Annotated in this window: 14 protein-coding genes; 8 read left to right on the top strand and 6 right to left on the bottom strand. The window is 48.4% G+C overall.

Features of this window, described 5'->3' with window-relative positions; translation table 11 throughout:
• Positions 1 to 143: 143 nt before the first annotated feature.
• A complete protein-coding gene (locus ADU23_RS02145) occupies positions 144 to 1049 on the top strand; it encodes a cation diffusion facilitator family transporter (protein ID WP_053377422.1) in 906 nt (301 codons plus the stop codon).
• A gap of 74 nt (positions 1050 to 1123) precedes the next feature.
• On the opposite strand, the gene ADU23_RS02140 is transcribed toward ADU23_RS02145, so the two are convergent.
• The 3 genes from ADU23_RS02140 to ADU23_RS02130 all read right to left on the bottom strand — a co-directional run bounded on the left by ADU23_RS02140 (position 1124) and on the right by ADU23_RS02130 (position 4790).
• Complete coding sequence (locus ADU23_RS02140) at positions 1124 to 1777, bottom strand: YqaA family protein (protein WP_082198202.1); 654 nt, start codon at positions 1775 to 1777, stop codon at positions 1124 to 1126.
• Between the two features lie 397 nt (positions 1778 to 2174).
• Positions 2175 to 3590: an NAD-dependent malic enzyme gene (locus tag ADU23_RS02135; protein ID WP_053372233.1), complete on the bottom strand. Its 1416-nt coding sequence runs from the start codon at positions 3588 to 3590 to the stop codon at positions 2175 to 2177.
• An 84-nt stretch (positions 3591 to 3674) separates the two neighbouring features.
• Positions 3675 to 4790, bottom strand: a complete 1116-nt coding sequence (locus ADU23_RS02130) for an MGDG synthase family glycosyltransferase (RefSeq protein WP_053372232.1) — start codon at positions 4788 to 4790, stop codon at positions 3675 to 3677.
• 203 nt (positions 4791 to 4993) lie between these two features.
• Between ADU23_RS02130 and kapB the strand changes: the two genes are divergently transcribed.
• Entirely contained in the window at positions 4994 to 5389 is a 396-nt protein-coding gene (kapB, locus tag ADU23_RS02125) for a sporulation phosphorelay system protein KapB (protein ID WP_053372231.1), read from the top strand.
• A 6-nt stretch (positions 5390 to 5395) separates the two neighbouring features.
• On the opposite strand, the gene ADU23_RS02120 is transcribed toward kapB, so the two are convergent.
• Positions 5396 to 6739 (bottom strand): stalk domain-containing protein, encoded by a 1344-nt coding sequence (locus tag ADU23_RS02120; RefSeq protein ID WP_053372230.1) that lies wholly within the window; start codon positions 6737 to 6739, stop codon positions 5396 to 5398.
• 426 nt (positions 6740 to 7165) lie between these two features.
• Here ADU23_RS02120 and gltB point away from each other — a divergent pair, with 426 nt between their 5' ends.
• Together gltB and ADU23_RS32620 are read left to right on the top strand one after the other, a co-directional pair.
• Positions 7166 to 11770 (top strand): glutamate synthase large subunit, encoded by a 4605-nt coding sequence (gene gltB / locus ADU23_RS02115; protein ID WP_053372229.1) that lies wholly within the window; start codon positions 7166 to 7168, stop codon positions 11768 to 11770.
• 214 nt (positions 11771 to 11984) lie between these two features.
• Positions 11985 to 12146: a hypothetical protein gene (locus ADU23_RS32620; RefSeq protein WP_157265553.1), complete on the top strand. Its 162-nt coding sequence runs from the start codon at positions 11985 to 11987 to the stop codon at positions 12144 to 12146.
• Here ADU23_RS32620 and ADU23_RS02110 read toward each other — a convergent pair.
• Entirely contained in the window at positions 12121 to 12489 is a 369-nt protein-coding gene (locus ADU23_RS02110; RefSeq protein ID WP_053372228.1) for a helix-turn-helix domain-containing protein, read from the bottom strand. The two genes, ADU23_RS32620 and ADU23_RS02110, sit on opposite strands and share 26 nt — an antisense overlap.
• Positions 12490 to 12618: 129 nt before the next feature.
• Here ADU23_RS02110 and ADU23_RS02105 point away from each other — a divergent pair, with 129 nt between their 5' ends.
• The 4 genes from ADU23_RS02105 to ADU23_RS02085 all read left to right on the top strand — a co-directional run bounded on the left by ADU23_RS02105 (position 12619) and on the right by ADU23_RS02085 (position 16735).
• Positions 12619 to 13059, top strand: coding sequence for a PilZ domain-containing protein (locus tag ADU23_RS02105; RefSeq protein WP_053372227.1), 441 nt, complete (start codon positions 12619 to 12621; stop codon positions 13057 to 13059).
• Positions 13060 to 13112: 53 nt separating this feature from the next.
• Positions 13113 to 14495 carry a sugar phosphate nucleotidyltransferase gene (locus ADU23_RS02100; protein ID WP_053372226.1) on the top strand — a complete coding sequence of 461 codons (1383 nt, stop codon included), beginning with the start codon at positions 13113 to 13115 and terminating at the stop codon, positions 14493 to 14495.
• A gap of 532 nt (positions 14496 to 15027) precedes the next feature.
• Complete coding sequence (locus ADU23_RS02090; RefSeq protein ID WP_053372224.1) at positions 15028 to 15948, top strand: ABC transporter ATP-binding protein; 921 nt, start codon at positions 15028 to 15030, stop codon at positions 15946 to 15948.
• Positions 15941 to 16735 (top strand): ABC transporter permease, encoded by a 795-nt coding sequence (locus ADU23_RS02085; RefSeq protein ID WP_053372223.1) that lies wholly within the window; start codon positions 15941 to 15943, stop codon positions 16733 to 16735. Before ADU23_RS02090 ends, ADU23_RS02085 begins: the two co-directional genes overlap by 8 nt.
• A gap of 85 nt (positions 16736 to 16820) precedes the next feature.
• Here the strand turns inward: ADU23_RS02085 and ADU23_RS02080 are convergent, their stop codons facing one another.
• Entirely contained in the window at positions 16821 to 17267 is a 447-nt protein-coding gene (locus tag ADU23_RS02080; RefSeq protein ID WP_053372222.1) for a bactofilin family protein, read from the bottom strand.
• Between the last annotated feature and the right edge of the window lies 1 nt (position 17268).

Here is a 17268-nt window from a genome sequence, read left to right as displayed (position 1 = left end):
GAATTGTTGCGTAGATGCATAAAAGTGCGTACCTGGTAAACACTGTTTCTCTAGACCCACACAGGTTCTCTCGGGTATGATACCGATAGATTATTTTCAAGACTCACAAATACATACGGTTCTCGTTTGGGGAGGTATTGAAACTGGATCAATATGAAGAAATAAAACAGGGCGAGAAGGGCGCTTGGATAAGCATCGCCGCTTATTTGGTGCTCTCTGCGATTAAGCTTGGCGCTGGCTATTGGTTCGTTTCCGGGGCCCTCGTTGCAGACGGGTTTAACAACTTAACGGACATCGTTGCTTCGGCGGCGGTTTTAATCGGATTACGCATTTCTCAGAAGCCGCCTGATAAGGACCATCCTTACGGACATTTTCGCGCGGAGACGATTGCAGCGTTAATTGCCTCCTTCATTATGGCAACGGTCGGCATCCAAGTGTTAATTGGAGCAGTAAAGTCATTGTTTGCGAGCGACCACCATGTTCCAAATTTAATGTCGGCATGGATCGCTTTGTTTGCGGCAGCCTGCATGGGCGGCGTCTATCTATACAATCGCAAGCTGGCAACGCGCATAAATAATCAAGCCTTGCTAGCGGCCGCAAAAGACAATTTGTCAGATGCGCTAGTGAGTATTGGCGCAGCTATAGGCATTATAGGAGCACAGTTCGGCTTGCCGTGGCTCGATCCTGTTGCTGCTTTGGCGGTAGGCGTTATTATATGTAAAACCGCATGGGAAATTTTCTACAGCTCTACGCATGCGCTAACGGATGGTTTTGACGAGAACGAGCTTTCTTCCCTGCGGACGACAATCGCCAAGACGAAAGGCGTAAAATCGATAAAGGATATTAAAGCAAGAGTGCATGGCAGCCACGTGCTCGTGGATGTTATCGTACAGGTGGATCCCGAGCTTACACTCATCGAAAGCCACCGGATTAGCGACGAAATCGAGCAGCGTATGGGTCGCAAGCACAACATCATGAGCGTTCATGTACACGTTGAGCCGGATGTGCTTGTAGAGCATATCGAGGTCAGTACGACAGGGAAGCATTAGAAGGCTTGTTATTCATAATAAAAGGCAGGTTAGGGGATTCCCTGACCTGCCTTTCTCATTCATATGCGTTTCATTTAAGAATCGATTTGTATCGTAGTGCTCTCGGCTTGTTTGATTGGTTCAGCCTGCTCGCTCTGAGTCTCGGCTGCTTGTTTGCTCGCCAGCGCTTTTTTCTTGTTGCTTCTTTTGCGAAGCAAAAGATACACGACTACGAGCGGTACGGCCACTACGAAAATGTATAAGGATACATCCTTAACCATATGTTCCGCGGCGCGTCCGTAAAAATAAAATAAGGAACCAACGATATAGAACTTTAATCCTCGGCCGATTGCGGCGTAGCCGATCAATCTCCATAATGGGAAATTCAGGCAGCCGGATAAAATGGTAAACACTTTGAACGGGATCGGTGTAAACGAGCCAATAAGAATAGCGGCTTCGCCGTTTTTCTGGAATTTATCCGTGGCAGCGTCGATCCATTCTTTTTTTAGAAATTTATATAGGACTGATTTGCCCATTACTTTCCCTAGATAATACCCGACAGGCGTGCCTAAAAGACAGGCGATATAGCCCACGGTAGCCAGCCATAGCGCAGTTGATGGATTGAGTAAGCTTAATGAAACTTGCAGAAAGAAAGCAGGAATGGGAAAAATGACGGCATCAAGAAAAGAATGAATAAACAATCCCAATGGCCCGAATTCTTTTAAAAAGTCAACTACAGCTTGAAACATTACCAGGCTCCCTTTCCGTCAACTAACCTGCACATAAAGCCTGCTTAACGAGATATGCCATTTGGAACTTCCCCTATGTGCTAACATATGCTGCAGTTTGTTGAAAAAGCGCTTTAGCGCTTGATATTTTAATTATAGCATAATTAAATCGGTTAAAAAGATGATAGTTGTCATGTGTTTGTTGGAAATTAGCAAATGCGAGCTTTAGTGCACTTAGTTCATTGGATCTATGGCAAGTTATAAGAACGAATACGTTTGTAGGCGCGTTCAGGTTTCAATCCGTTTTTTAGATAGAGGCTGTGGAGATGTTAAATTTTGTTTAAAAAAAGCCCCTTGCGGATGGGAGAAATGCTATCCCATTTACAAGGGGCTTTTGCATCTAGGCGCCAGGAGCTTGTTACTCGCGTGTCTGGCGGCGCGAGACGCCGCTTAGCTGAGCAGCTTGGATAACGCGGCGGCGAACCTCTTCAACGACTCTGCTATTGAAAACACTCGGTATGATATACATCGGGCTTAACTCATCGTCGCTAATGGCAGATGCGATGGCTTCCGCCGCCGCAAGCTTCATTTCTTCATTAATCGTTGTTGCGCGGCTGTCGAGCGCCCCGCGGAAAATTCCCGGGAAGCAAAGGACGTTGTTAATCTGATTCGGATAGTCGGAGCGTCCGGTCGCGAACACGGCTACAATATCCTCCGCTGCCTCCGGTCTAATCTCAGGCTCCGGATTCGCCATCGCGAATACGATCGGGTCCTTGGCCATCGTCTCTATGTGCGCACGAGTCAATATGCCGCCGGCTGATACGCCAATGAATACATCGGCTCCAACAAGCGCTTCCGCAAGCCCGCCGCTGCGGCGCTCCGGATTCGTATGGTCCGCATACCACTGCCACATCGCATTTTCGTAGGATCGGTCGGCGGTTAAGATGCCTTCGCGGTCAACGCCGACGATATGCCGAGCTCCGCCTGCGAGCAGCATTTTGGTGCAAGCGGTGCCTGCCGCTCCGATTCCGCAGATGACGATGCGAGCCTCGCTTAAGGTGCGCCCGGTGAGCTTAAGCGCATTAAGAAGGCCGGCATATAAGACGACTGCCGTACCGTGCTGATCATCGTGGAAGACGGGGATATCCAGCTCTTCCCTCAGCCTCTGCTCGATTTCGAAGCAGCGCGGCGCTGAAATATCTTCTAGGTTAATGCCGCCAAAGGCAGGGGCAAGGTTCTTGATCGTCGCGATGATCGATTCTGTATCCTGCGTGTCCAGGCAGATCGGAAAGGCATCTACATCGGCAAATTGCTTAAACAGCATCGCTTTGCCTTCCATGACCGGCATAGCCGCATACGGGCCGATATTGCCTAGACCGAGCACGGCGCTGCCGTCGGAGACGACTGCGACCATATTTCTTTTTACGGTGAGCGTAAATGCCTTGGAGGGCTCTTCAAAAATAGCTTGGCAAACTCTAGCGACATCAGGCGTATAAACGCGGGACAAATCGTCGCGGTTCTGAATGGGGGTTTTGGGCTGGATCGTTATTTTTCCGCCAAGATGCAGAAGGAAGGTACGGTCGGAAATATGGACTAAGCGGATACCGGCTAATGTTTTTAGCGCCGCCGTCAGCCGCTCGGCCGTGCCTTGCTCCATAATTTTGACCGTTAAGTCGCGTAAGCTTTTGTTTTTATCCGTATGTATGACGTCAATGGCGACGATATCGCCGCCGGCTTTCTCGATTGCTGTGGCAGCTCGTCCAAACTGGGCGATCTTGGTATCGATTTCGATCCTCAAAATAATAGTTTTCCCGTCTGTCATATGCGAACTCATAAAAAAACAGCTCCCTTCGTCATTTATACTATTTGGATAAGGGCTTACCATTTATGCTTCATTCATTTATTAGAAAGAAAGCCGTCACTGCATGAGGCGCAGGACGGCTTTCGGGCAACTCGTCGGGTCGTATTGTTGATTCCGCTTGGTAAGCAGACCGTCTCTGAATTGACCAGAGGCGTAAGGCTCGTGGATAAGCGAAAACCATCGATCTACGGTATCGTTTGAGTCGAGCATTTCCCCAAAACCATTGCTTATAAAGTATTCGCAGTTTTCCTCTTCTTGACCCGGGATCGGTTCATAAAAGAGCATCGGTATTCCCTTGCTCATCCCCTCGGTGCAGGTCATGCCGCCGGGCTTCGTAATAAGCAGATCCGATATGTCCATCAGCTTGTTAACCTCGCGCGTGAACCCAAGGATACGGATGTTCGGATGCTGGAAAAGCGGATCGGCGAGCATCTTATCCTTCATCTTCTCATTCGAGCCAACGCAGTATATAAGCTGGGTGCTCTCCCGCCATTTGGTCATGTACTCGAGGGCATTGTCCTCATACATGATGCCCCAGCCGCCGCCCATAATAAGTACCGTCGGCATGTTTTTTAGCTGGAACTGTTCTCGTACTTCCTCTTTATCGTATGTATGCCAGAAATTCGGATGAACGGGAATACCCGTAACCTCAATGCGATTATCCGCGATGCCCTTGTCAATAAGGCGATCCTTCACAAGAGGAGATGACACCAGATACCGGTTCACCTCCGTGTTTACCCAAGAGCCATGCGCGTCGTAATCGGTTATAAGCGTGTACAGCGGGATATCCAGCCCTAAACGTTTAAGTCTAGCTACAACGGCGTTGGGGCCGGGATGCGTGCATACAATTAAATCCGGCTTAAGCTGCGAGATGACTTGAGACGTTTGGGTATAAAACATGCGATGAAGCGCAAGCTGTGTAAGGCGGTTAAACGATTTTTTATAGTTACTGCGGTACATAAGACCGACCATCTTAGGCTGTTTGCTTACCGTTTTGCGATATGCAGATATGATCCATGGACCAAGCACCGGATTAAGAAATTTTCCAAGCTCGATGACGCGGGTCTGAATCCCCGGACATAATTGCTTTAGTCCGACAGCGAGCGCATAGGCAGCTTGAGTATGACCGGAGCCAAAGCCTTCAGAGAGCAGAAGCACTCTTTTCTTACGCATTCATTCCACCTACTTTTCTAATTCCATATTACGATGCAAGTGCGACTAACACAAGTTTTATCCGATAGTGTTGCGAATATAGCGGTCCATAATTTATCCTTAAAAGCAGATGAGCATATTATTATGATATGTATCCTTAGAGTCAACTATATTTACATATATTTTACAAGTGGATAAAAAATAAACAGCAAGGATGATGCTAAATGGAATTATTTGATCAAGAAGATCAAAGTTTGAAAATTGGGGATTTCGTTCGAGCGGAAATCCGCTCTGGCCAGTATATCGGCGAGCTTCTCGAATTAAATGGACCGCGCGCGCTCGTTAAGGTGCTGGCTGTAGTCAAGCATCCTGAGCAAGGCGATTTGCATAATCCGTATAACCCGGATGTGCCTATTTTTCACGAGCGGCGCGCGCTTAGCTATACGGAGAAAACGAATGTTCTGATTCGTGACATAAAGAAGCATACTGGGAGCATTCCGGAATACAACGCTTCGCTAAGAGCTGCTGCAGAAGCGGAAGCAGCCGGGCTTGATCGCTTGCAGCGTTGGGCTGCAAAAGGGCTTGAGCAAATGCAGCAGCTTCTTAAGGAATACAAATAAAGCCGTTTATTTATTAATGAAGACCGTTTTTAACGTATCGCGGTAAACGACTTGAAATTGCAAGCCTTCGGATATGGCGGCCAGCGGCACGTAAAGCGTGCTTGAATGGCCGCTCGAATGGATGAAAGCGGGCGGCGCCTGCAGCGGCTTAGTCACGCTGTTGCTCCTATATGTAGTCGAACCGGCGGTAATATCTACTGTTCCGCTTTGCAGCTTGATGGATGCAGTCTGAGTTTTGGCATTCCATGTAATGGCGGCTCCCGTCGCATCCGTAATGCTGCGGAGCGGCAAATAGGTTCGATTTTGAACAAGAAGCGGTTTATTGGCACTTATAAGCTCTTTGCCTTTGACAACAATCGATACAGGCACATGGCTCTCCCTCGGCTTCACTACCCGGTAATCGTTCCAAATGGCCTTCGCAAACGCCTTGCCCATTGCCGCATAGCCGGCTCGGCTAGGATGAATATCTCCTTTGGCAATAGAGGTGAAGTCAAGCTCATTGCCTACAAATGAAGAGGCGACGTTTGCGATTCGAATGCGAAAGCCATCCTTTGTTAGTCGTTCCGATACCAAATTAAGACGCTCGCGCAGCTGTTTGACGCTATCTAGAAGAAACAAACGATCACCTTCGGGATACAATGGAAAAAATAACTCTCCTACCTTGATAGGCGGCGGGATCGGCAAATACTGATCTGCAATGACGATCTCTGCTTTCGGCTGCAGGCTTAGCATTAATCGAAGCGAGGCTTCCAGCTCAGCCTCGTAACTGGCAAGCGTGTTTTCACGTACGGCTGCTGCTTCCGTTTGATCCGCTCCGGCTTCGAGCTTCGCAAGCACGGAATACATGTCGTTGCCGCCGATCGTCATTACGATCAAGCTAGCCTCGGTTATAGCCTCCCGCAGCTGCTTAGTCTCGGCGAATATGCGGTCTGCGCGAGGGTCGGGAAGATTGCTTTGAATATCCGCGCTTTTCACGCTCTCTCCGCCAGCTACCGCCTCCATCCAACGCTTCAGCCCCGCAGTCTTCAGTCCCAACACGCCATAATTGGAATAAGCTGATCGAAAGCCGTGGAAGAGAGCCTGCTCGTAGACATGCTCAACATAGCCATACGGAATCGAGTGCTCGGTAAACCCAAACTCGTAACCGGCTGTTACGGAATCGCCCACTGCGACGATTTTGTAAATCTTCTCTTCAATAGGATTGTCCGATTGGGATGCTGCATAGGCGACTGCCGATTGCCCTCCGTTTGGAGCAACCATGAGAGGCTGGGCAAACGCTGACGCCATCAAAGCGGAGATCATGACACCGGCCGCAGCGCGCAGCAAGACTTTCCTAAACTTGCTATACAAAACGCACACATCCTTCTGATAAAATAAAATGAATGCAAAATTAGAACTTATGATATGCTTATCACTCTCACAGACGGAGGTTGTACGGCCAAAAAGCCGACATGTGAAGTTTATGATTGTAGTAAAATAGTGCAAATAATTATGAAAATATTAAATTGATTCCGCTATTGCCTAATGTTAAAATAATATAATAATCGCAATGTCGCGGTATAGGCCCGGTATATGGTCAATTAAACGAATGGCGCTCATGAAGACGAGTCGCCGGCCGTTTAGCTAATGAATGGCAAGGAGCAGGCCGATGCGCCTCGCTGACTACCATTCTATGATAAAACAAGCCAAAAATGAAGCGTAATGCGTATTCATCGGTGCTTATTTTCAACACGTTCACGCTTACCCAAAAATCTTCTCATAGAAAGGTTGCACACAATGAAAGAACATATTTTGGGATTGCCGCCGAAGCAGGGGCTCTATGATCCGCAGTTCGAGAAAGATGCATGCGGCATGGGCTTTGTGGCCAACATCAAGGGAATTAAATCACACAAGGTCATCCGCCAAGCGCTGATGCTGCTCGAGAATATGGAGCATCGCGGCGGTCAAGGCAGCGAACCGAATACCGGAGATGGAGCGGGTATTTTGCTTCAAATTCCGCATGCTTTTTTTGCAGCTGAATTAAAGAAGCAAGAGCTCGAGCTTCCGGCCGAAGGCCGCTATGCTGTCGGTATGATTTTTATGCCGCAGGATGAAGCAGCCCGCATCGCAATTGAGCGTGAAGTGGAGTCGATCGTTCAAGAGGAGAACCAATCGGTAATCGGTTGGCGTACGGTACCGACGGATGACAACAAGCTGGGTGAATCCGCATTAGCGGTGAAGCCGTATGTTCGTCAGCTATTTATCGGAATGAACGATAGCTTGAAGGACAATATGGCATTTGAACGCAAATTATATGTGATTCGTAAGCGTGCAGAGCTTGCGATTCGTTATGCCGGCAAAGAAGGCGGCAATATGTTCTACTTCTCGAGCTTATCCTCGCGGAAGATCGTTTACAAAGGGATGCTTACGACCGAGCAGGTTCGCTCGTTCTACACCGAGCTTAATGATGAGTCGGTTGTATCGGCAATGGCGCTCGTTCACTCCCGTTTCAGTACGAACACATTCCCAAGCTGGGAGCGTGCGCATCCGTTCCATTACATGATCCACAACGGCGAGATCAACACGCTTCGCGGCAACGTAAACTGGATGCATGCCCGCCAGACGTTGTTTGCAACGGAACTGTTTGGCGATGACATCGAGAAAATCAAGCCGGTTATTAACCCTGACGGCTCTGATACCGCGATGTTCGACAACACGCTTGAGTTTCTATTCTTGTCCGGCCGTTCGATGGCCCATGCCGCAATGATGATGGTTCCGGAGCCTTGGTCCAATCATGAGAGCATGAGCGACGAGCGCAAAGCTTTCTACGAATACCACAGCACATTGATGGAGCCGTGGGATGGACCGGCTGCGCTGGGCTTTACTGACGGCGTGAAAATCGGAGCGGTTCTTGACCGGAACGGTCTTCGTCCAGCTCGTTACTATGTAACGAAGGACGATCACATTATACTTGGCTCCGAGGCAGGAACAGTTGAAATTCCGCCAGAGGATATTTTATACAAAGACCGCCTGCGTCCTGGACGCATGCTGCTTGTTGATACAGAGAAAGGCCGCATCATCTCCGACGAGGAAGTGAAAGCGGAGATCGAAACGGAGCATCCTTACCGCGAATGGCTGGATGAGCATCTCGTTGATTTGGAAGACCTGCCGGAAGCGCCGGAATTGCCGGAGCCGAACCATGAAACGGTTCAAATGAGACAGCAAGCATTCGGCTACACGTTTGAAGATGTACGCAAAGTGCTTGAGCCGATGGCTGGCAGCGGCGCGGAGCCAATCGCTTCGATGGGCTACGATGCGCCGCTTGCGGTATTGTCTGAGCGCCCGCAGCGTTTGTACAACTACTTTAAGCAATTGTTCGCCCAAGTAACGAATCCGCCGATTGATGCCATCCGTGAGGAGATCATTACGGCAACTGGCACTACAATTGGACCGGAACGCAATCTGCTTAACCCGGAGCCGGAAAGCTGCCGTCATATCAAATTGGCTACGCCGATTTTATCCAACGAGCAATTCGCTAAGCTGCGCCATGTGCGCCGCCCTGGCTTCCGCTCGATCACGCTTCCGATCTTCTTCCCTGCGAATGAAGGCGAAGCAGGCCTCCGCGCAGCGCTTGCTCAAATGTGCGAAGCGGCTGACCGCGTTATCGCGAAAGGCCACAATCTGCTTATTCTATCCGATCGCGGCGTCGACAAGGACAATGCTGCCATTCCGGCACTGCTAGCGGTATCGGCGTTGCATCATCACCTTATTCGCCAAGGCACTCGTACGAAGGTAGCTCTATTGCTTGAGTCGGGCGAGCCGCGTGAAGTGCATCACTTTGCCTTGTTGCTTGGCTACGGCGTAAGCGCCGTTAACCCGTACCTTGCTTTCGAAACGCTTGATGACATGATTCGTCAAGGCATGCTTCGCGGCGTATCGCATGACAAAGCAGTCAAAAACTTTATTAAAGCAGCCACTAAAGGCGTTATTAAAATATTGTCCAAAATGGGTATTTCGACGATTCAATCGTACCGCGGCGCACAAATTTTCGAAGCGCTCGGCTTGAAAGAGGAGGTCATTAACGAATACTTCACATGGACACCGTCCCGTATCGGCGGCATCGGCCTCGATGTTATCGCTGAAGAGACGCTTAAGCATCACAACCGCGCATTCGCTGAGCAAGAAGGCGGAGAGAAGGAGCTTGACTCCGGCGGCGATTACCAATGGCGCAAAGACGGCGAGGATCACTTGTTCACGCCGCAAACGATCCATACGCTTCAAATGGCTTCGCGTGCGAACGACTATAAGCTTTACAAGAAGTTCTCGGCGCTGGTTCAGGGCGAGGACAAGAAGCATCTAACGCTTCGTTCCTTGCTTAAGTTTAAGGATGGCCGCCAGTCCGTGCCGCTTGAAGAGGTTGAATCGCTGGAATCTATCGTTAAACGGTTCAAAACAGGCGCGATGTCATTTGGTTCGATCAGTAAGGAAGCGCATGAGAGTCTGGCGATTGCGATGAACCGTCTCGGCGGCAAGTCGAATACAGGCGAAGGCGGGGAAGATCCTGCACGTTTCATTCCTGATGCAAACGGAGATTCAAGGCGCAGCGCGATCAAGCAGGTTGCATCCGGACGTTTCGGCGTAACGAGCAACTACTTGGTTAATGCCGACGAAATTCAAATTAAAATGGCTCAGGGCGCTAAGCCTGGTGAAGGCGGACAGCTGCCTGGCCTTAAAGTATATCCTTGGGTAGCCGAGGTTCGTGGCTCAACGCCTGGCGTTGGTCTAATCTCGCCGCCGCCGCATCACGATATTTATTCGATCGAGGATTTGGCTGAGCTTGTTCATGACTTGAAAAATGCCAACCCGCGCGCTCGCATCAACGTTAAGCTCGTATCGGGCGTTGGCGTAGGAACAATCGCGACCGGTGTTGCGAAGGGCCGTGCTGACGTTATTATGGTCAGCGGCTATGACGGCGGAACTGGTGCTTCTCCAATGGGCTCGATCCGTCATGCCGGTCTTCCGTGGGAGCTTGGTCTTGCAGAAACCCACCAAACGTTAATGCTGAACAAATTGCGTGATCGCGTTGTCCTTGAGACAGACGGCAAAATGATGAACGGCCGCGACGTTGCAATCGCAGTATTGCTTGGAGCTGAAGAATATGGCTTCTCAACTGCTCCGCTCATCGTGCTTGGCTGTATCATGATGCGTGTATGTCAATTGGATACTTGTCCAGTAGGCGTAGCGACACAAAATCCAGAGCTCCGCAAAAAGTTTATGGGTGATCCTAGCCATGTGGTTAACTATCTTCGCTTCATAGCGGAAGAGCTGCGTGAGATTATGGCTGAGCTAGGCTTCCGTACGATTCAAGAGATGGTTGGACGCGTCGATATTTTGGAAACGAAAGAGCTGCGTGAGCATTACAAAGCGAAAGGAATCGACCTTTCGGGCTTGCTGTACGAGGCTGACCTTCCGCAGGATGCCGTTCGCTACAACATTCAAGAGCAAAACCATGGTCTTGAGCTATCGCTTGATATGCAGCAGCTCGTTCCTCTGGCGCAAGCTGCGCTTGAGAGCGGTGAGCGCGTACGCGGTACTTTCCCTATCCTGAACACGAACCGCGTAGTCGGAACGATTCTGGGCAGCGAAGTCACACGTCGTTACGGCGCTGCAGGCTTGCCTGAGGATACGATTTCTTATCACTTCGTTGGAACAGCGGGCCAAAGCTTTGGCGCATTCGTGCCAAGAGGCATCACGCTATCGATCGAAGGCGATTCGAATGACTATGTCGGAAAAGGTTTGTCAGGCGGTAAAATTATCGTAGCTCCATCACCGAAGGCAACTTTTGCTGCCGAGGAGAACGTCATCATCGGAAACACTGCGCTATATGGCGCAACTAGCGGCCAAGCATATATCCGTGGTGCAGCTGGCGAACGTTTCGCGGTTCGGAATAGTGGAGCTAATGTTGTCGTTGAAGGCGTGGGCGATCATGGCTGCGAATATATGACAGGCGGACGTGTTGTTATTCTCGGTAATACGGGACGCAACTTTGGCGCCGGTATGTCCGGCGGCGTAGCATATGTCTACGATGAGAAAGGCGATTTCTACAACCATTGCAATTTGGAAATGGTATTGCTGGAGCGTCTTGAGGATTCGCAGGATATTGCAGAGCTGCGCGGCTTGATTGAATCCCATGTACAGTATACGGAAAGTGCTATCGGTTCCAGGCTGTTAAATGATTGGGATGTATCGCTTGCCAAATTCGTCAAAGTCATTCCGAAGGACTACAAACGGATGCTTGAGCAAATCCGCAAAGTCGAAGATACCGGCTTAGTGGGCGAAGAAGCATTGCTTGCAGCCTTCGAAGCGAACAAAAAAGAGCTTGCTCGTGCAGGCGGCAAATAAGATTGCAAGACTAATAAGGTTATAGGTTTTAAAATAAGGGACTGTCCCTGGAGTAGAATAACTACTTCAGGCGACAGTCCCTTTTGTTTTTCGACAAAATGCCAGCAAATTAGAAAAAAGCCGCACCCACTAACCGACATATTCCATCCGATAGCTCAGGTATAATGATGTTAATATATCTTTCATTATCATTACACGATTAGGAGTCGGTCGTATGTTAAGAGATGAAATAGAAATGTCGATCGAGGATGATGCTTCGCATTCAAAGATTACCTCTCTTGAAATACATGACATACTCGATCAAATTGGCATTCCGCAAGAAAGTTGGATTCCAGAGAAGGATGCTGACGCTAGCGCAGCAATCGCTCAGCCCTAATAAAAGCAATGAAGCGTTTTGTCTCATCTGGAGTCAGCGCCCGTCCATCTATGCTTAAGTGATAGCTCTTTAATAGCTCTTCGTCTGATAGCTCGAGATGGTCGACAAAGGCACGAACCTCATCGGTTAACGTTTGCTGGGGGATTGAAGTCCGACCAACCAAAAAGTCGACTGTGACCTGAAATAAATCCGCGAACTTCGACAATGTTTCGGTATCAGGCTCTCTTCGATTTTTCTCGTAATGCGATAAAGCCGCTCGTGATATGCCTAGTGCAGTGGCTGTTTGCAATTGCGTCCACCTTCGCCCGTCCCTCAATGCTGCAAGCCGATTACCGATGCTCATCGAATTCCTCCTGTCTTAGAAAGGCTGCTGATTCTATATTAATACGTATTCGCGACAATTGCATGCATTTAGCACAAATTATGAGTGATTTGAATCATTTTTGTTATTCGTATGATGGAGGAATTGAGTATGGCGACGAATTCGAACGATCTCTCGCGCGCCCACATCAGGCTTCGCTTCACAGAAGGCGTTAAGGCAGAGCTTAGACTTATAAGTAAAGATGGACAGCTGTTGACCCCCTCGACGACGACGGTGCTGCTGCTCAACTTAAGCCCAAACGGCTTATGCTTCCTATCAGGCTTGCAACTACCGATTCAACATAATTATTTCGTCGAGTTTAAAATGACGATTTCCAACGTACAAATTATTGTGCGCGGGCGAATCGTATGGAATTCAAAGACGGATAATCAATTTGCGCATGGCGTCATTTTTGAATGCACGAATACGCTTCGTTCACTTATTATTGGCGTGATGAACCAAGAATTGCTGGAAAGTCAGCCGCAGCAGCGGAAAATCCATTATTTATACAGCAGGCTTTTAAATACAAAACGAATGCATTACAGCGGCTAACCTGTTTTTGGTTTTTAAAAATTGGTAAGCGCTTGATTGAAGGGGGACATGCTTTGAAAATCATACTGTTATCAGGCGGATCTGGGAAGAGATTATGGCCCTTATCGAATAGTAAGCGAGCAAAGCAGTATTTACCGGTATTGGAAGGTCCGCGAGGCGGCATGGAATCGATGCTGCAGCGCTTGTGGCGTCAGCTAGACGAAGCGGATTTACAGGAGCATACCCGTATTGCGACCTGCCGCGAACAGGTAGAGATTTTGCAGAGGCAAGTAGGTTTAGAAGCACCGCTTATCATTGAGCCTGAGCAACGAGATACCTTTCCGGCAGTGGCACTCGCTGCTGCTTATTTGTATTCCATCGCGGGAGTGTCTTTAAGCGAAACGATCATTATTATGCCGGTAGATGCATATGTTGATAATGATTTCTTTTCATGCATAAGAGGGCTGCCTAAGCTTTCAAGGGAAAGCAGGGCAGAACTGCTAATGGTTGGGACAAGGCCCAGCTTTCCGTCCGAGCAATATGGCTACATCGTTCCTGAGATAAGTCCTTATCAAGAAGATGAGGGCATGTGCGAGCGTAAGGTGCGCAGATTTAAGGAAAAGCCATATGAGGCGGAAGCGGAATCGCTTATTGCGGACGGGGCATTTTGGAATAGCGGCATCTATGCCTTTCAGCTTGATTTTATAATTGCCATGCTTATGAACCGCGGTCTTCCTATTCATTATGATGAGCTATATAAGCAGTATTCTAAAATACCGCGTGGAAGCTTTGAAGTGGAAGTTACGCAAAAAACAGATGCAAGATCGGTCATTGGATATGACGGTGAATGGAAGGATTTGGGAACTTGGAAAACATTATCGGAGGAACTATCCTTTGATCGACTAGGCTTGGGTGAAGTGTCGGCGGACAGCGAGCAATCACAGCTTATAAATGAACTAGATATTCCGATCTCGATAATTGGCCTGAGCAACGTGTTTGTAGCCGCAAGCCCTGACGGTATTCTAGTGACAAGCAAGGATGCTGATTCCGTACTAAACGCGAAGCTGCGGTCGATGAATGAGCGGCCAAAATATGAGGAACATCGATGGGGACATTCGAGGGTTATTGATTCAGCTGTCATGGCTTCAGGTTTACATAGCGTGACGAAACGAGTTTTTATATCGGCAGGGCAAAATCTGAGCTACCAGATGCATTTTAAACGAAAAGAGGTGTGGACGATTATAGCTGGAGAAGGTCTGATTGTTATCGATGAGCTGTTCCGCCACATTGCGCCAGGTGATACGATCGTTATTCCGGAACGCTCCAGACACAGTCTGCGCGCGATTACGGATGTTGAGCTTATCGAGGTGCAGACAGGACAGCAAATTAATGAAGATGACGTTATCAGGCTGGGCGTCACATGGGATGAGATTACTAGTCAATTAAATATGGCATAGTAAACTCGGTTAAGATGCATTTCTTAATTTTATAGATGGATTGCAAATCGACGTTATGATCGAACATCTGCCATTTAACGTATCTTGTGTACTTAATGTGAAGAGGTTGATACAGTCATTACGAAAGAGAGAGGGAGCGATCTATCGGATGATATGTTCAGAGGACCGATTTTATTGTGTTAGTTGCGGAGAGATGGTAGCAAATCCTGATGCAGATATTTTGTTTCGGACAGGATTTTTCCGAGTGGTACATCCAATGGGTTATTGCTTAACATGCAGCATGGAGCAGGATAAGCTGGATGCTATAGTAGGATCGCCGGGTAAGACCAGTAACTATGACTATAAAATGTTCCTTCGAGCAGACGCAAAAGTTGCCGAACACGTTATACAGCCCTATCGAACGAATGATAACGAGAACCTCTGCCCTACAGTCTAACTGTAGAGCGGAGGTGTATTTTTTTGTAAACTACCAATTGTTTCCTTAATCGTTTATAATGAATAGGATTTGGATCTTTTGAGGAGGAGCTTAGAGATGGAGCAGCCTATTGTTAGATTGCAAAATGTAACTAAAAAAATCGGCAAAAGAACGATTATTGATCGGTTGACGCTTGATTTGCCTCTTGGCGAGGTGTTTGGCTTTCTTGGTCCTAACGGATCAGGCAAAACGACGACCATTCGGATGATGGTTGGCTTAATGTCATTGACCGAGGGCGAAATTACGATTAGCGGACATAGCATCACGAAAAATTTTGAAAAGGCTATTCGCCATGTTGGAGCTATTGTAGAGAACCCAGAGATGTACAAATACTTAAGCGGATATGACAATTTAATTCATTATGCCCGTATGATTCCAGGCATTACGGAGCATCGTGTTAATGAGGTTGTTAAGCTTGTCGGCCTTGAAGGGCGAATTCGCGATAAGGTGAAAACCTACTCGCTTGGCATGCGACAGCGGCTGGGCGTAGCGCAAGCCATCCTACATAAACCGCAGCTTCTCATTTTGGATGAGCCGACTAACGGATTGGATCCTGCAGGCATTCGCGAGCTTCGTGATTACTTGCGCTTGCTCTCGAAGGATGAAGGGATTGCGGTATTTGTATCGAGCCATCTATTGTCCGAAATGGAGCTGATGTGCGACCGCGTTGCCATTATTCAAAACGGCAAGTTGATCGATGTTAGAACGATACGCGGCGAGCATGCTGCCAAGGCGAATACGAGGGTTGTCATCGAAGTTGATCGTCCGCAAAGCGCTATCGAGGTGATCCAGGCTGCTGGTTTCGCAGGGGAGCTGGCGGGAGAGAATACGCTGGCGGTTGAAGTCGATAAGGAAAGCACGGCCGCGATTAACGCATCGCTGGTTTCAGCCGGCATAAAGGTATATGGCATTCGGTCACAAGTCAAAACGCTTGAAGATCAATTTTTGGAAGTAACAGGAGGGGAACGCATTGGGTAATTTCTTGCCGCTTATTCAAAACGAAAACATGAAAATATACAGTCGTCCCCGTACGTGGGTGATGACGGGCATTATGATACTCCTTGTACTGACCATATCAATTATGTGGCTGATTTTTGGCGGCAGAGATACTTCGATGTGGGATGTCAGTTTTATGGAGTCTTCCATTTTATTTTTGCTTGTCACGATATTTACGGTAGTCATTGCTGCTGGCGGAGTTGCGGAGGAGTTTACGAGCGGTACGATTAAGCTGCTGCTGATCCGGCCTTGGTCGCGTTCGAAAATATTGCTGTCCAAATATATTTCGATCCTGCTGTTCGCTATTATGCTCGCCATCCTATTGTTTGCAAGCACATTACTGGTGAATTGGATCTGTTTTGGCATCAACGCTTCGCCAGATTTGAAGCCAACCTTCGTAGGCGAGGAAGGCTCAAATCCATTAGCATACATGCTGAAGTATTATGGGCTTACCTTAATTTCGCTCGTTGTGACGGTTACGCTTGCTTTTATGCTATCGACCGTGTTCCGCAGCAGCGGACTTGCGATCGGCATGGCTTTGTTCCTTCTGCTTGGCGTTAACAGCTTTATCGGTTTGATTGCGATGCTCAAATACAAATGGATCGATTACTTGTTGTTTATCCACTTGAATCTAACGCAATATTTGGATGGCAACCCGATGCGAGAAGGCATGACATTAGGTTATTCGCTTAGCGTGCTTGCTGTCTACTATGTAATATTCATCGCATTAACGTGGTACATTTTCAAAAAGCGCGACGTTGCTACCTAAGCCATTTAATTAGCAAAAAAAGCCGTTCCTGCTGCTCCTTCCTCGGAAGGAAGACAGCAGTTGAACGGCTTTTTATTTTTGCAGCTTAGCCGGCTTGTCTCGATTTCTCCTTTGTCTCCTTAGGCGATGCTTCCTTGCCATGGATTTGAGGCGAATCGGATTCTTGCAGCGCACGGTTTTTGCTGTCTAAGGCCTGCTCCATGTGGCACATGCCGTTTAGTCGGCCTCCGTCTTGGATAACGATCGTGCTCGCCGTAATCGTACCGGTCAAATGGCCGGAGGAGGTGATGATGAGGCGCCCTTTCGTCACGATATCGCCGAAAACTTTGCCAGCTATCGTAACGTCTCTTGCCGTAATATTCGACCTGGCAATGCCGCACTCCCCGATGATGACATCCGCTTTGCATTCAATATCGCCGCGGTACTCTCCTTCAATGCGCAGGCTGGCCTCGCAGTTCATTTTGCCTTCGCTAAGCGTTCCTTGACCGATCAGCGTATCGGTTGCCGCAAGCCGCTTGTTATCTTTAAACATA

This window comes from Paenibacillus sp. FJAT-27812 (assembly GCF_001273905.1).
GTDB lineage: Bacteria > Bacillota > Bacilli > Paenibacillales > Paenibacillaceae > Pristimantibacillus.
Note: the sequence above shows the minus strand (reverse complement) of the source record. Positions and strands in the feature narration are given on the sequence as shown.

Coding starts and splice junctions, on each gene's coding strand:
- kapB (WP_053372231.1), top strand. CDS start 4,994: ATGGAATTATTTGATCAAGAAGATCAAAGTTTGAAAATTGGGGATTTC.
- ADU23_RS02130 (WP_053372232.1), bottom strand. CDS start 4,790: ATGCGTAAGAAAAGAGTGCTTCTGCTCTCTGAAGGCTTTGGCTCCGGT.
- gltB (WP_053372229.1), top strand. CDS start 7,166: ATGAAAGAACATATTTTGGGATTGCCGCCGAAGCAGGGGCTCTATGAT.
- ADU23_RS02105 (WP_053372227.1), top strand. CDS start 12,619: ATGGCGACGAATTCGAACGATCTCTCGCGCGCCCACATCAGGCTTCGC.
- ADU23_RS32620 (WP_157265553.1), top strand. CDS start 11,985: ATGTTAAGAGATGAAATAGAAATGTCGATCGAGGATGATGCTTCGCAT.
- ADU23_RS02080 (WP_053372222.1), bottom strand. CDS start 17,267: ATGTTTAAAGATAACAAGCGGCTTGCGGCAACCGATACGCTGATCGGT.
- ADU23_RS02135 (WP_053372233.1), bottom strand. CDS start 3,590: ATGAGTTCGCATATGACAGACGGGAAAACTATTATTTTGAGGATCGAA.
- ADU23_RS02090 (WP_053372224.1), top strand. CDS start 15,028: ATGGAGCAGCCTATTGTTAGATTGCAAAATGTAACTAAAAAAATCGGC.
- ADU23_RS02110 (WP_053372228.1), bottom strand. CDS start 12,489: ATGAGCATCGGTAATCGGCTTGCAGCATTGAGGGACGGGCGAAGGTGG.
- ADU23_RS02140 (WP_082198202.1), bottom strand. CDS start 1,777: ATGTTTCAAGCTGTAGTTGACTTTTTAAAAGAATTCGGGCCATTGGGA.